This window comes from Mucilaginibacter sp. P4_G9, from assembly GCF_056400985.1.
Genome location: NZ_JBFUKF010000117.1, coordinates 1 through 14696, shown reverse-complemented (window position 1 = coordinate 14696; position 14696 = coordinate 1). Strand labels below are relative to the sequence as shown.

Here is a 14696-nt window from a genome sequence, read left to right as displayed (position 1 = left end):
TATCTGTACCTGCAACTATGCTGCGCGAGCTTAAAGCAATTGCCCTTATGGTTGACGTGATATTGTTTACATCCAACGAACTGAACTCATCTTTTACGGTATGGTAAAGCTTATCAATATCTATCTGATCTGTTGAAATGGTATGCGCCGGCACACCTACTTCGGCCAGTGAGGCATTGTCGCTGCGATAAAACAGGTTTTGCTCGGGGTACGGATCAGGGTAAAACTTAAAGGTAGTTCCTTCCAGGTTTTTTTGCAGGATCTTGCCGAAATCCGACCGTTCAAAGCCGGTAATGAATGCCGAGTTTGTACCAAATTTTGAGGCTTTGCCTATCATTTCGATGTTAAACATCGCCGTCACTTTATCAGGTTCAACCTGGGTTGCAAAATACTGTGAGCCGTATTCGCCGATCTCTTCGGCGGTAAAGGCCACAAAAATAAGCGTACGGGCATTGCTATTTAGTTTTTTGTAGTATTTGGCTAATGATAGTACAGCCGTTGTGCCCGAGGCATCATCATCGGCGCCATTGGCAATGCTATCACCTTCCATCGGTTTTATGATGCCCAGGTGATCATAATGGCCCGAGAACACTACATATTCATCCGGCTTGGTTTTACCGGGAATCATGCCGGCAACGTTAAATAAAGGCAACTCTTCACTTTTGGCTTCGAAGCTTACATCAAACGCTGTTACGGCATCAAACCTGCCCAGCACAAATACAATAGGAGTGTTTTTTTTACCTTTGAAGGTAACGCTACCCCTGCCGCTAACCCCGCGCACACGTTTAAACAGATCTTTAAACTTAGGATCAACCAGCACCAGCGTTTTTTTACCACTGCGAGCGATAGCGCCATATTCCTGCCTGAAATTTTTATCTGCAGTTACCTGTACCACCTGCACATCCGGGCTGGTTGCCCAGCTAAATGATTCGCCGCCTGTGGCAAACGCGCTGTCGGCCACTATGCTTTTGCCATTTATGCTCACCGTGAGCTTAACAGGGGTGGTGCGTACCATGGTAAAATTTTGCCTGAAACCGCTGTTGCCTTTTAATGGCACTAAACCGGCCTGGGTATATTCGCCCTCAATAAATTTAGCTGCTTTTTCAACGCCCGGAGTAAAGGTGGCCCTGCCCTGCATATCATCGGCGGATAAGGTTTTAATGATGCGGGCAACATCATCCTGGCCGATCAGTTTATTTACGTCCTGCGCAAAGCCGCAGGTTGATACAGCTAATAAAGCTGCTGCTAATAAGGTTTTTTTCATCGCTATTTGACTTTTGATTGTAACCAATTGTTACGGAAGGTTTCCTGCTCTTTTGATAGTTGTTTACCTGCTTTTTCGAAAGGTACTACTTCAAAATTAGGGTTTTCTTCTAATACAATGGTTGCTTCATGGCTCCCGGTGCGGTTTTTATAATTTACGGTAAGCTTATCTCCCGGTTTTTTCCCGCTTAGCTGATCGTCAAACCCTTTCTGATCTTTAATATCAACACCGTTAACTTTTAAAATAACATCACCTGCATCAAGCCCTGCCTTGTAAACCGGCGATCCGATTATGGTGCTCGATAATATAGGTAAACCCTCGGCATTGGCGGCGCGTGCCTGCCCCGATCGGCCACGACCGGCAGTGGTTGCCAACGAACCTGCCCATCCCTTACCGGACTCTGCCTTGCGCAATGCCAAACCGGCTTTAGCCAGCAATTCTTCGTAATTGTTTTTTTCGATGCCCGTAATATATTTCTTAAAAAAATCGGCCGCGAATTTAGGGTTGTTGGTTACCTTAGCAAGGTCGGTTTGCAAATCCGGCACGGTGTAGGGTTTCATAACTTTACCGCGGGTTAGCCAAACCTGGCGCATATAATCATCCAGCGTCATATTAAAATCACTGCGCAGGCGTAAATCAAGGGCGAGAGCTATAGCGCCGCCGTAGGTATAATAGCTTGTAAAATCGTTGGCATTATTGTTTGGGTCGATAGATACCCCTGCATCAGCAAATACCGAGTAGCGGCTCATTTGCGTAGCCGGATATTTAGCGACAGCAGGAGTATTGAGTATTTGGTTGATTAAGCCAGCCAAAGTACCCGTATAATCATCAAGATCAACAAAACCCGAGCGTACCAGCAGCAGTTCGCCATAATATTGCGTAAACCCTTCGGCAAACCAAAGCTCACTGCTCATGTTGGCATGCTCAAAATTAAATGGCTCCAATGATTTTGGGCGGATGCGCTTTACATTCCAGCTGTGGAAGTATTCGTGGGCGTATACACCTAATAATCTTTTCTCCAACCCTTCAACCTTTGGTGCGGGGATAGTGATACAGGTAGAATTGCGGTGTTCCATACCATCACCCGATGTGGTTGGGTAAATATCGCTGATGAAAGTGTACTCGCCATAATCATAGGCAGGCAGTTCGCCAAAAGCAGCTTTTTCTTCCAATACCATCTTAGCCACCATTTTACCGAAGTTATCAATCACCTGCTGATTGTCGTCGGAGTGGACGGTCAGGTTTATCTTCAGTTTTTTATTATCGGTGTTCACCACATCCCAGCTGCTGACTTTATGATCTGATAGCTCGGTAGGGCAATCCATCATGTATTGCAGGTTGGGCGCGCTGTAAACGTTGCTGCCTTCGTGTTTAAGCTGGGTGGCAACATGCCATCCGTATTTTTCCAGGTCGTTAAACTGGAAAGTTACACGTCTTTTCTCCTGGCCTACCACCCACATAAAAGTGGCTGGCATATTGAGGTGGGCGTGGCTGGGATCAATACTGGCGTAGGTTCCGTCTGTCCAGTTGCCAAACAGGGTATAGCTTATTTTTACGGTTGCCGGGTGTTCTTCTATTTCGTACAGATCACCTTCCAGCTGCTTAAGTTCAAGTGCTTTACCCTCTACATCGGTGGCTTTTACGTTATAAATATTTTTACCAAACTCATGTGTGGCATAGCGTCCGGCTGATGAACGGCTCATGCGCAACAGCATCTTATCCGGCGCTTGCGGAATGGTTATGGTTACCTCGGCCTCGTGGTGGGCAGCGTTGGGGAACGATATGGAATAATAAATGGCTTTTGGTGCATCCTGCTGTGCGCTGACTGCGGTAGCAAACAAGGTAGCAAAGGCGAGTAGAAATGATCTTTTCATGTAATCCTGGTTAACAGGGCTGAAAATACAACTAATCGGGGAAATGTATTATATCTTATTGATTTCGGATTTATTTGTTTTGTCCTTTCAGACGACCCTAATACTGACAAACCAAGAAAGTTTTCACGAAAAGCTTGTTTAGATTATCTGACGGATCAATTAGACGAAGGTGTATCCTTTGTCCTTCATCTTTTGTCCTTCATCCAACTCCGTGACAGGTTTATATCTTTTGTTGAAAGTTGCATCTCATCACAAATATAATAAACACATCACATAACTTTTTGTTAATCACATATTGACGTTATCAATCCACATAAAAACGGCTTTAACAGAATACCGGGCTAATTATGCGTACCTTTAAAGAAATTCTTTAATCTCATGATCCTTTTTTCAAGAAGAAACTTACATTATTCCGATTACAAGTGGACAAGCTATACCACAAATGACCCACGCGTGAACGGTAAACCGGATGCAACTCCTTTTGCTAAGGATGAGGGTAACGAAATTGTGTATTTAATAAATAAACTAATGATATTATGGGATTACCGTTTTGCCAATACCGGCAATAAAATGGAAAAGCTCATTCACGATAAATTGCCGCCAGAAGTTATTACCCAGGAGGATGTACAATTGTGGCTAAAAGCAAATCTGAAGTTTTAGCGTTGATTAATTGGGTGAATGGTTGATTAAGTTGGTTTATGCTTCAAATAGCCCACATTTTAACCACTCACTGTTCACCACTCACTACTCACCAGTTCACTCCTTTTTAAAATCATAAGGGTTATACTCTACAAAATCGGCTACTTTAACCCTTACCCCTGTTACCTTGCCGTTTTGTACAGTAAACGGGAAAACAGCTTTACCCAAAGTAACATCCGAAAAAGTAACGTAAAAACGGTTGCCTCCTAATGGCTGCAGTTTGGCGAACATTTTTGGATGGTGTTCAAAACGCATCTCCAGGTCATTGTTTTCGCCCTGCGTAACTGTCATTGTACCATAAAGGCTGTTGGTGTATTTGCCGGTATAATCTCCTGCAGATAATGATGGGCGAAGATTTAACAATACCGAATCGCGTAACTTCTTGTCTGTTGCCTGGGCATCGGCCGCCCTGGTTTTAAAGTCTCTTAAGTAAGCATCACTATAATTACGGTAACCCTGCCCAAAATAGGCATCAAGAATTTCCCAGCGCAAAGCCTCAAAAAACAGGTTCTGATCGGTATTGGTTAGTATGATGATACCCAAATTATCCTTTGGCGATAGTGTTACCGAGGATAGGTAACCGTTTACGCCTCCATCATGCATCACCAGGCGGTGACCCGAGTAGTCCTGGATGAACCAACCCAAGCCATAGAGCTCAAAGTTATCTTCGCCATTTAAATGATGAACACTGCTAACAATATCCTGCGGCTGCCTGGTGGCTTGTATCGCCGCCGATGGGATCACTTGCCTGTTGCCAACTTTGCCGTCATTTAGCAAAGCCATTACCCATTTGCTCATATCATTTACCGATGAACTGATGCCCCCCGCGGGTGCAAGCCCATCTATCTGGCAATAAGGTATGGCAGTAAGGCGGCCATCGGTAAGCGAATGCGGTACCGTGCGGTTTAATGATTTGGGCAAATCTGCCGTTAAGGCAAGGGTGTTGCTCATGCCCAGCGGGGCAAAAATATTTTCTTTGAGGTACACTTCCCAGGGTTTGCCGGTTACCTTCGGGATGATTTGCCCGGCGGTTAAAAATGCCGCATTGGTATATCCCCATTTGGTACGAAAGGCATAGGGCGCCTTAATTTGTCCTAATTTTTTAATAACCTCATCGCGGGTAAGGTTAGTGTTGTAAAAAGTAAAATCGCCCTGGAAGGTTCGTAAACCCAGGCGGTGGCACAATAGATCGCGCACTATTGCCTCCTCACCGGCCGGTTTATTATCAAGTTTAAACTCGGGTATATATTTGGTTACCTTATCATCCAATGAAAGCTTGCCATTGGCCTGCAGCATGGCCAGGGCGGTAGCCGTGAAAGCTTTGGTGTTGCTGCCTATCATGAACAGCGTATTTATATCAACATTATTGGGCAGGCCAAGCTCTTTGATGCCATAGCCTTTCATGAGTACTATTTTGTTATCCTTAACAATGCAAACCGCAACACCCGGAATGCGCCAGTTGGTTAGCGCCCGGCTTATATACAGATCAAGGCTATCCTTAATAAATTTGCTTCTGTTGGCATGTTGTGCCAGGGAAATGTTTATAAACGAAATGCAAAAGATGACAGGTAGAAGTATTTTTTTCATTACACAGTTTTTATACTTTGTTAATGTACTAAATTAACGCAAAATTTACGGCGGCATTGCTTATTCTCAAAATAATGCCGCACACATCATTCAAAGTATAATTATATGAGATTTTACCGTTCAGGATCGTTATTCCTGTTGATCGTTTTGTTCGTTTTTAGCAGCAGTTGGGTTAAGGCACAACGCGCGCTTACCCATTGGGCAAACAATGGCTACCAGTATTATAAAATTACAGGCGGCGAAATAGCCGTTTATGATACCCGTGATACCAGTAAAAAAACAATTTGGATAAGCAACGCCATGCTTACACCTAACGGAGGCAAGCCAATCGGCATAAAAAGATTTACCGTATCTGATGATGGTAAAAAAGTGCTCATCAACACCAATACAAAAAAAGTATGGCGTTATGATACCCGGGGCGATTACTGGGTTTTTGATACCGGTACACAAAAACTTTGGCAGCTTGGTAAAAGCCTGCCCGAATCATCGCTGATGTTTGCCAAGCTTTCGCCGGATGGCAGCAAGGCGGCTTATGTAAGCGGGCATAATATTTATGTAGAGGATTTGGCCGGCGGCAATGTTAAGCAATTAACAACCGATGGCAGTACCCATGTAATCAATGGTACTTTTGATTGGGCGTATGAAGAAGAGTTTGGCTGCCGCGATGGGTTTCGCTGGTCGCCGGATAGCCGCAACATAGCTTACTGGAAAATAGACGCGACCAAAATTAAAAGTTATCTAATGCTGAACACCACAGATTCTATATACCCATTTGTGGTACCGGTAGAGTACCCTGTTGCAGGCGAAGACCCAAGCTCGGCAAAAATTGGCGTGGTTGATATCAGCACGGCTGCAMCCAAATGGATAGATATCCCCGGCGATGCCGTACAGCATTACATCCCCCGTATGGAGTGGAGCTTAAACCCGAACGAAATTATCCTGGAGCAGTTGAACCGGGCCCAAACCGAGAGCCGTGTGTTTATCGGCAATGTATCAAACGTAAAAACCCGCATCGTCCGTGAAGAAAAAAGTAATTCATGGATTGATGGCAAGGAACGCTGGAACAATGGCGACCCGATTGGCTGGGAGTGGATAAACAAAGGCAAAGACTTTTTGTGGGTGAGCGAAAAAGATGGCTGGAAACATATTTACCGCGTTAGCCGCGAAGGTAAAGAAACCCTGATCACCAAAGGGGACTATGACGTAATAACTGTGAGTTTGATTGATGAGGCCGGTGGCTATATCTATTTTATGGCTTCGCCGGATAATGCTACCCAGAAATATTTATACCGCATAAAGATAGCCGGCGGTAAAGCCGAACGCGTTTCGCCTGCCGATGAACCGGGAACGCATGGTTATGATATTTCGCCAAACGGAAAGGTTGCTTTGCACAATTTTAGCAACAGCTATACCCAGCCTGTTAGCGAGGTGGTAAGCCTGCCCAACCATAAACATATTGGCGGCAATATGATTGTGCTGAACAAAGATGCCAAAAACAAACCCGAATTTTTCAAGGTAAAAACGGCTGATGGCATCGAGATGGATGGCTGGATGATGAAACCAACCAATTTCGATCCTAATAAAAAATACCCGGTTGTATTTACCGTTTATGGCGAGCCTGCCGGGCAAACTGTTACCGATACCTGGGGTGCGGGCCGCAATGGCTTATATGTGGGCAGCATGGCCGATGACGGGTATATATACATGTCAGTTGAGGGGCGTGGTGCACCTGCTCCAAAGGGTACGGCATGGCGCAAGGCGATTTACAAAAACATCGGCATCATCAACATCCGCGACCAGGCAATGGCTGCCAAAGAGATCCTGAAATGGCCTTTTGTTGATTCAACCCGTATAGCAGTACACGGCTGGAGCGGCGGTGGGTCATCAACCCTTAACCTGATGTTCCAGTTTCCGGAAATTTACAAAACAGGGATAGCCGTTGCGGCAGTAGGCGACCAGTTAACTTATGATAATATTTACCAGGAGCGCTACATGGGGGTGCCGGTTAACGACGAAGGCCGTGCCGCGTTTATTAAAGGTTCGCCGGTTACGTATGCTAAAAACCTGCGTGGCAACCTGCTGTACATTCACGGTACGGGCGATGACAATGTGCACTACAAAAATGCCGAAGAGCTGATAAACGAGCTGGTAAAATACAACCGCCAGTTTGAGCTGATGGCATACCCCAACCGTACGCATGGTATTTTTGAAGGGCCAGGCACAACGTTGCACCTGCGTACCATGTTTACCAAATATTTAAAAGAACATTGCCCTCCGGGAGGAAGATAGGCTGTTGGTTTAAATGAATAAAAATGTCCCTTGTTAATATGAGGGACATTTTTTGTTTTACTTATATATTTTTTAGACAATCCTCATCCATCGGCCTGGAGGCAATACTTACCCTACTGCCGGGCAAACGTCAATCCATCCACCGTAACAGTACTTATTTTACCAAGCTCATCAATGCTGAAACTGGCAGTAACCTTACCATACTCCTTGCGTGCATACGGTCCCCTAAAGGTGTCGTAATTCCAGCAGGTGGCCTGGGCGGTAAGAAATTGATTTATATTAAACGATAATACCTCCCCGGCTACAGCGATCACTACCGAGCCATAAAGCGGATCGGAATAGGTGCCCGCATAAGCTTTAATATCCAGCGTTGGATGTGTCCCCATCACCCTTTTTGCTTCGTAATCTTTTTCGGCCTTTTCACCTTTGGCACTGATGCCGGTATACAGGGTTTGAAATTCCCTGCTCCAATCCCGGTTGCCGCCCAAAGAAAAGTAATCAAATGTTTTAAACATCAGGGCGTGGCGCAGCTCTGCATGATCCAGGTTAGCCAGTATATAAACGCCTATCTTCTTATCTACTATCATCCCATTGATAGCTATCAACCCGGTAAGGCTTCCGGTATGAAAATCTATCTTCTGCCCCTGGTAATCCTGCTGGAACCAGCCCATGCCGTATGTTACCCAATGTGGTTTGGTAATGCGTGCGGTGGGGTAAAAGTCACTTTCGGATACAAATGCCTGTGGCTTGAGCAGCATAGCCCAGCTTTCGGGCTTCAGCAGGCGCTGATTTCCGTATTTGCTGCTATCCAGCATGCAATTTACCCATTTGGCCATATCATCCACGCATGACCATACGCCCCCTGCCGGGGCAATTGCGTTGTTAGTGTCTTTTTCCACTACAATAATGGCGCTATCAACCTTAACATGCGTGGAGGTTTGGTTTGGTATGCCTTTCGATTTTGCAAAAGTAGGCACCGTACGGGTCATTTTTAGTGGCGTAAAGATCCTTTTCTGTATAAAGGTTTCCCATGGCATGCCACTGGCTTTTTCAATTACCTTGCCCGCGGCCAGGTAAAATATATTCTGATAAACAAAGCCTGCCCTAAAGCCGTACTGGGGCTTTACCAGCCGCATACGATGCAAAACTTCGTCAGATGATATATCCATGATTCCCCATAAATAATCGGTATTACCTACACCGCTGTCATGCAAAAACAGGTCGCGAACGGTGAGCTCACGGGTAACATAAGGATCATAAAGCCGAAAATCGGGCAGGTAATCAATAACCTTATCATCCCAGTGCAGCTTGCCCTCATCAACCAGCATCGCAGCGCAGGCAGCTGTCATGGCCTTTGTTGTGGATGCAATGCCAAAGATGGTTTGTGTATCAACCTTGCCAGGCTTGTTCAGCTCGCGCACACCATAACCTTTGGCAAATATTACATGCCCATCTTTTACCACTGCAATGGCCAGGCCGGGCACATGCCAATTGGTAACGGCCTGTAGTACATAACTGTCAAACGCTTTAATATCGGGAGTAGTTTGCGCCTGTGATATGGCTGGGAGCAGGCATGCAAAGAGAAAGCCATTTAAAAATTTCATGGTACTATGGTAAGGTTTTAAGCCATGAATATAGGCATAAAATATAATTCGCATCCAAATTTCATATGCAAGTAAGGCGCAAAAAAATACCCCTTGCAAGCGCAAGGAGTATTCATTTATAATTGGTTAAAAAACTATGATTAATAACTGCTGGTTGCGTCTTCCCCATTCTCCGTATAATTGAAGGATTCGCTTGCTTTTGCAGATTTAACCAGGTCGGTATCGAAATCGCTTTTGCGGCCAAGTATAGTGAAGTTTTCGGCAACTACCTCGGTGGTGTATTTTTTAACGCCATCCCTATCCTCGAACGACCGGGTTCGCAGCTTACCTTCAATATAAACCAGTTTGCCCTTTTGTAAAAATTTGGCAGCCACATCTGCAAGCCCACGCCACATTACAATATTATGCCATTCGGTTTGTTCAATTTTGCGGCCATCCTTATTGAAACTTTCAGAAGTAGCTAACGGAAAGCTGGTTACAGACACGCCTCCATCTAAAATTCGCAACTCCGGATCCTTGCCTAAATGGCCAACAAGGATAACTTTATTTATTCCTGACATGCCCTAAAATAACGAAAATTAATCTACAAATTAAAAATGTTTTTTAATAATATAAAAATAATTTGGGGAAGTGCCAGTTCAGGCAAATTTTCAACTGATACGTAAATCCAGTTTGTTTCGGTTTTTAAAGGCTTTTTATCGGTTTTAATCATCCGTACAAATAATCGCTGATGGGTAAGGATGTGTTTTAATACTGATGTGTCTTCTATAATGTTTATGTCGTCACCAAAAATCGCAACGGCTTCGGGTAATTTCACCAGCTCATCTGCGGGTAATAAAGATGCAGTTTCAACCATCGGTAAATCGTACATATTGGCCCAGATGTCTTTATCACCTCTTTTATTCATTAAAATGCTGTTGCCGTCGGTAATTAAAAAGTAGCTAAAAAAACGTTCTCTAACTTTAACCGTTTTCAATTTCACGGGTAAGGTAGCCGTTGCATTGCTGGTAAAAGCAACGCAGCCGGTACGCACCGGGCAAATACCGCAGGCCGGATTTTTAGGCTTGCAAAGCATCGCCCCAAACTCCATCATGGCCTGGTTATGCAGCCCCGGGTTTTTAGTATTAACCAAATCATTTGCTATGTTCTGGAATATTTTTTTGCCGGTGGTTGAATTGATAGCATCATAGATTCCAAAATAGCGGGCCAGTACCCGGTTAACGTTTCCATCAACAACAGCCCTGGCCTGGTTTGATGAAAAGGAAGCAATTGCTGCGGCTGTATATTCGCCAATACCTTTCAGTTTAATAAGTTCATCATAGCTTTGCGGGAATATCCCCTTATGCGCCTCCTGTACCAGGCGCGCCGTTTTAAGCATATTGCGCCCCCGTGAATAATAACCAAGGCCCTGCCATAGTTTAAGCACTTCATCCTCATGGGCGGCAGCAAAATGGCTTACAGTAGGGTATTTTTCGATAAAACGGTTAAAATAAGGCATCCCCTGCTCAACACGGGTTTGTTGTAAAATAATTTCAGAAAGCCAAATTGTATAAGCATCGGTGGTGTTTCGCCAGGGCAGATCGCGTTTATTTTTAAGGTACCATTGCACCAGTTCGTCGGTAAAGTTCATTGGGGTAAAAGTAATGGATTTTTGAAGCAGGGAGGACGGATTTTTAGACAAAGGACTTTGGGACGAAGGACTTTCGAGCAAAGGGTTTTAAAGCAAAGATTTTTGGATGAAAGATGTAGAAAAAAAAGACACTGATTAACCAAAAAGCAAACATCACTAAAATGCTTTTTCAAGGTTTCCATCTTTGTCAAACTTTTTATGCGCCATCTCCCAATATTTTGTCTTTTGTCTGAAAGTCCTTCGTCAGAAAGTCTCATGTCTCTCATCCAAAAATCCTTCCTCACTGCTCCAAAATTCAGCCTTCCTAATTAGTTGTAAATAGGTGCTTTACCCTATACTTTGTAACAGGAATGTACGTTTTTAGTACTGGGTAAAAAAAATATGTTAAATATTTCGCTCTTAAATTTTAAAGCGATACTTTTGCAACCCCAAAACAGTTAAGTATTTATATAAAAAATAAAAGTAAATCAGATATGACTAAGGCAGAAATTATAACTGAAATCTCATCTAAGACAGGTATTGAGAAAGTAGACGTGCAGGAAACTGTTGAGGCATTTTTTAAAGTTGTTAAAAGCTCAATGGTTGGTGGCGAAAATGTTTACGTCAGAGGATTCGGTAGTTTTGTAGTGAAAAAAAGAGCAAAAAAGACTGCTCGTAACATCTCAAAAAACACTGCCATCATTATTCCGGAGCATTTTGTGCCAAGCTTTAAACCAGCAAAAACTTTTGTTGAGAAAGTAAAAACAGGCAACAAAGCCAGCAAATAATTTAAGATATGTATAAAAAACAAATAGCCGTTAGTGTAGCAATAGTTATTGTTATGGGCTATTTGTATTATTTACCTGTTAAAGGTTTAATAAAACCCAAAGAGGCCAAAAGCGATAAAACAAACGTACTTACCAGCCGCAAGGCCACCACAGTAACGGTTGATATGGTATCAGAACCGGCCAAAACCGCGATTGGGGCGGGTTTGGCAGCCAAGATAAACGACCTTGAAGGGCAATTAAAAAACGCATCGGGCACTGATGCCGATAAGTTGCAACAGCAACTGGCAAAACAGTGGGATGATGATAACCAGCCTGCACCGGCAGCATTTTACTACCAGGCATTGGCCCGTAAGCAAAATAAAGCCGAAGATTGGTTAAATGCAGGTAATCGTTTTAACGATGCATACAAACTTACCCAGGATACTTTATTGCAGCCCACTTTTGTAAGTAACGCTGCAGAGGCTTTTCAAAATGCCTTAAAGTTACAGCCTGAAAGCCTTGCAGGCAAAACAGGATTAGGCATAGCATATGTAAATGGCGCTGCCAGCCCTATGCAAGGTATAGCCTTACTGCTTGAAGTAGTAAAAAAAGACCCGAAGAACTGGAATGCAAACCTCAATTTAGGAATGTTCGCCATGAAATCGGGCCAGTACGAAAAAGCGGTTACAAGGTTTAAAACATTACTTGCCCAAAAAGCCGAACTGGAGCCAACATTTTACCTGGCCGAAAGTTACAAGCAACTGGGCATGAAAAAGGAAGCTATCGACGCTTACCAAAAATGCAAAGAAATGATGCCCGACCCTGTGTTTGGGCAACGTATTGATGAATACATAAAAGAATTAAAGAATTAATCACATTTAAAAATTATTACTATGCCGAGCGGTAAAAAACGTAAAAGACACAAAATGGCTACCCACAAACGTAAAAAACGTTTAAGAAAAAACAGACATAAAAAGAAATAAGCTGCTATACGTTAGCAGATTTTACCCGCCTTTATTAAAGGTGGGTAACTTTTTATTACGAGTGTTTTTTACCCACTTATTTACATACGGTTTTTGCCGTTTTAAGAAATGGAGTAGCAGTTGATAAAAGAATTAATTATCGATTCATCCCCCAATGGGGCTACCATTGCATTATTACAGGACAAACAACTTGTAGAACTTCACAAAGAACAAACCAGCAATAATTATACTGTTGGAGACATTTACCTTGGGCGTATAAAGAAAATTATGCCCAGTTTAAATGCCGCCTTTGTGGATGTAGGCTACGAGAAGGATGCCTTTTTGCATTACCTTGATCTTGGTCCGCAGGTGCAGAGCCTGCTGAAGCTGACCAAGCAGGTACGTAGCGGGGGATATCAGTCAAAGCTTTTGGATGGCTTTAAGCTGGAAGCCGATATCAATAAAGGAGGCAAGATCTCTGATATATTGACAAAGGGCCAGCTTATACCTGTACAAATAGCCAAAGAACCAATATCAACCAAAGGACCGCGTTTAAGTTCTGATCTTTCTATCGCAGGGCGATATGTAGTACTGGTCCCGTTTTCGGAAGCCATCTCTATCTCCAAAAAAATAAAAAGCAATACAGAGCGTAACCGCCTGCGTAAGGTTGTTGAAAGTATTAAGCCAAAACATTTTGGTGTAATTATCCGGACGGTATCTGAAGGTAAAGGCGTTGAGGAATTACAAAAGGATTTGCTTGATCTGATATCAAAGTGGGAATCATTTATAACCAGGTTGCCGTCAACCGAACCGGCTAAAAAGGTTCTGGGCGAAATTGGGCGCACATCAACTATCCTCAGGGATATATTGAACCCCGATTTTCAGCATATCTATGTAAATGATAACGGCATGTTCGAAGAAATTCGGTCATACATCCATGAGATCTCGCCCGATATGGAAAGTATAGTGCGCATGCATAAGCATAAAGAGCCTATATTTGAACATTTTGGCGTTGATAAACAGATTAAAGGAGCCTTTGGCAAAACCGTAAACCTTGCCGGCGGCGCTTACCTGGTTATTGAACATACCGAAGCTTTGCACGTTATTGACGTAAACAGCGGTAACCGTACAGCCAGTAAAGAAAACCAGGAAGAGAACGCATACCAGGTAAACAAAGAAGCGGCTAAAGAAATTGCCCGCCAGTTACGTTTGCGCGATATGGGCGGCATTGTTGTTATCGATTTTATTGATATGCACAAACCGCAAAACCGCAAAGAACTGTTTGATTTCCTGCGTACCGAAATGACATTGGACAGGGCCAAGCACACCATTTTACCACCAAGTAAATTTGGATTGGTGCAAATTACACGCCAGCGTGTAAGACCCGAAATGAACATTGTAACCAGCGAAGTGTGCCCTACATGTAATGGTACCGGTACCATTAGGCCAACCATTTTGCTGATGGACGACATTGAAAATAACTTCAATTATATATTGGATGAGCAAAACGAAAAGGGCATTGCCCTATGCGTACACCCATATATTGAAGCCTTTATTAAACAGGGTATTTATACCCGCCAGATGAAGTGGTTTGTGAAATACGGCCAGTGGATTAAGGTTAAAAGTAACCCCGCTTACCAGATCACCGAGTTCCACTTCTTCTCCAGTAAAGACGAAGAAATCAAATTATAGATTTCGAATGTGCAGATATCAGATGTGCAGATGTTGATGAAACGTCTGCACATTTTTTGTTTAAGGAAACGTGGAATGATAGAATTTTCCGGAATACTGGTTTACAAGAACAGTGGTCCTTTGTCTTTTTTCCAATAATCCTTTGTCCAACAATCTCTGTCCAAATAAGTTTAAACATTTAACTAAAAAAAACGTATAATGCAGGTGTTGATAATTCTTAATAATGTACAAAAAGCCCCCTTTGTCGTTAATCCTGTTTTTTTTTGTTGTAATAAACAGCAAAGTGTGCGGGCAGGATATTGGGCAAAAATTAACGAGGTTTAACAGTGCCGACGGTTTATCGCAAAAT

10 protein-coding genes and 1 pseudogene are annotated in these 14696 nt (G+C 43.4%); 5 read left to right on the top strand and 6 right to left on the bottom strand.

Annotated elements, in window-relative coordinates; translation table 11 throughout:
• On the bottom strand, window positions 1-1264 hold a 1264-nt coding region (locus tag AC1DPZ_RS12275; protein ID WP_477403669.1), incomplete at its 3' end, for a M20/M25/M40 family metallo-hydrolase.
• Between the two features lie 2 nt (window positions 1265-1266).
• On the bottom strand, window positions 1267-3138 hold the full coding sequence (locus AC1DPZ_RS12270) for a M61 family metallopeptidase (RefSeq protein ID WP_477403667.1): 1872 nt from the start codon (window positions 3136-3138) through the stop codon (window positions 1267-1269).
• Window positions 3139-3516: 378 nt separating this feature from the next.
• Between AC1DPZ_RS12270 and AC1DPZ_RS12265 the strand changes: the two genes are divergently transcribed.
• Entirely contained in the window at window positions 3517-3798 is a 282-nt protein-coding gene (locus AC1DPZ_RS12265) for a hypothetical protein (protein ID WP_477403665.1), read from the top strand.
• Between the two features lie 96 nt (window positions 3799-3894).
• On the opposite strand, the gene AC1DPZ_RS12260 is transcribed toward AC1DPZ_RS12265, so the two are convergent.
• A complete protein-coding gene (locus tag AC1DPZ_RS12260; RefSeq protein ID WP_477403663.1) occupies window positions 3895-5424 on the bottom strand; it encodes a serine hydrolase in 1530 nt (509 codons plus the stop codon).
• 105 nt (window positions 5425-5529) lie between these two features.
• Between AC1DPZ_RS12260 and AC1DPZ_RS12255 the strand changes: the two genes are divergently transcribed.
• Window positions 5530-7713 carry a S9 family peptidase gene (locus AC1DPZ_RS12255; protein ID WP_477403661.1) on the top strand — a complete coding sequence of 728 codons (2184 nt, stop codon included), beginning with the start codon at window positions 5530-5532 and terminating at the stop codon, window positions 7711-7713.
• Window positions 7714-7826: 113 nt separating this feature from the next.
• Here the strand turns inward: AC1DPZ_RS12255 and AC1DPZ_RS12250 are convergent, their stop codons facing one another.
• From AC1DPZ_RS12250 to mutY, 3 genes are all read right to left on the bottom strand, one after another.
• Entirely contained in the window at window positions 7827-9317 is a 1491-nt protein-coding gene (locus tag AC1DPZ_RS12250; protein WP_477403659.1) for a serine hydrolase, read from the bottom strand.
• A gap of 140 nt (window positions 9318-9457) precedes the next feature.
• Window positions 9458-9877, bottom strand: coding sequence for a single-stranded DNA-binding protein (locus tag AC1DPZ_RS12245; protein ID WP_477403657.1), 420 nt, complete (start codon window positions 9875-9877; stop codon window positions 9458-9460).
• A gap of 23 nt (window positions 9878-9900) precedes the next feature.
• Window positions 9901-10947 carry an A/G-specific adenine glycosylase gene (gene mutY / locus AC1DPZ_RS12240; protein ID WP_477403655.1) on the bottom strand — a complete coding sequence of 349 codons (1047 nt, stop codon included), beginning with the start codon at window positions 10945-10947 and terminating at the stop codon, window positions 9901-9903.
• A gap of 440 nt (window positions 10948-11387) precedes the next feature.
• Here mutY and AC1DPZ_RS12235 point away from each other — a divergent pair.
• The 3 genes and pseudogenes from AC1DPZ_RS12235 to AC1DPZ_RS12225 form a co-directional block, all read left to right on the top strand.
• Window positions 11388-11714: pseudogene (locus tag AC1DPZ_RS12235) on the top strand (HU family DNA-binding protein); the annotation flags it as partial.
• Window positions 11715-11722: 8 nt separating this feature from the next.
• On the top strand, window positions 11723-12565 hold the full coding sequence (locus AC1DPZ_RS12230) for a tetratricopeptide repeat protein (protein ID WP_477403653.1): 843 nt from the start codon (window positions 11723-11725) through the stop codon (window positions 12563-12565).
• A gap of 231 nt (window positions 12566-12796) precedes the next feature.
• Window positions 12797-14347 (top strand): Rne/Rng family ribonuclease, encoded by a 1551-nt coding sequence (locus AC1DPZ_RS12225; RefSeq protein WP_477403651.1) that lies wholly within the window; start codon window positions 12797-12799, stop codon window positions 14345-14347.
• Window positions 14348-14696 lie beyond the last annotated feature (349 nt).

Coding starts and splice junctions, on each gene's coding strand:
- AC1DPZ_RS12270 (WP_477403667.1), bottom strand. CDS start 3,138: ATGAAAAGATCATTTCTACTCGCCTTTGCTACCTTGTTTGCTACCGCA.
- AC1DPZ_RS12265 (WP_477403665.1), top strand. CDS start 3,517: ATGATCCTTTTTTCAAGAAGAAACTTACATTATTCCGATTACAAGTGG.
- AC1DPZ_RS12260 (WP_477403663.1), bottom strand. CDS start 5,424: ATGAAAAAAATACTTCTACCTGTCATCTTTTGCATTTCGTTTATAAAC.
- AC1DPZ_RS12250 (WP_477403659.1), bottom strand. CDS start 9,317: ATGAAATTTTTAAATGGCTTTCTCTTTGCATGCCTGCTCCCAGCCATA.
- AC1DPZ_RS12245 (WP_477403657.1), bottom strand. CDS start 9,877: ATGTCAGGAATAAATAAAGTTATCCTTGTTGGCCATTTAGGCAAGGAT.
- mutY (WP_477403655.1), bottom strand. CDS start 10,947: ATGAACTTTACCGACGAACTGGTGCAATGGTACCTTAAAAATAAACGC.
- AC1DPZ_RS12230 (WP_477403653.1), top strand. CDS start 11,723: ATGTATAAAAAACAAATAGCCGTTAGTGTAGCAATAGTTATTGTTATG.